Origin of the sequence: Photobacterium sanguinicancri (assembly GCF_002265265.1) — a bacterium.
Classification (GTDB): domain Bacteria; phylum Pseudomonadota; class Gammaproteobacteria; order Enterobacterales; family Vibrionaceae; genus Photobacterium; species Photobacterium sanguinicancri.
Genome location: NZ_NOIF01000522.1, coordinates 1 through 371 on the forward strand (window position 1 = coordinate 1; position 371 = coordinate 371).

Below are 371 nucleotides of genomic sequence, written 5' to 3' on the forward strand. Positions count from 1 at the left end.
GGCCTGCGCTACACGCTGGAAACCAAGGCCATGGGCGGGCTGTATTTCGCCGGCCAGATCAACGGCACGACCGGATATGAGGAGGCGGCGGCCCAGGGGTTGATGGCGGGCCTGAATGCGGCGCTTGCCGCATCGGGGCTGGAGCCCGTCGTCTTCGGTCGGGACCAGGCCTATATCGGGGTGATGATCGACGAACTGGTGACGCGGGGCGTGACCGAGCCCTATCGCATGTTCACCAGTCGCGCCGAATATCGGCTGAGCCTGCGCGCCGACAATGCCGACCAGCGTCTGACTGGTTTGGCCATTTCGCTTGGTCTGGTGTCGGACGTACGGCGTCTGCGGTTCGAGGCCAAGGCGGCCGAACTTTCTAA

General features: G+C 64.7%; 1 protein-coding gene. It reads left to right on the top strand.

From position 1 onward, the window contains the following. Positions 1 to 371, top strand: a 371-nt coding sequence (locus tag ASV53_RS24930) for an FAD-dependent oxidoreductase (protein WP_189337983.1), incomplete at both ends; no start/stop codon positions are given.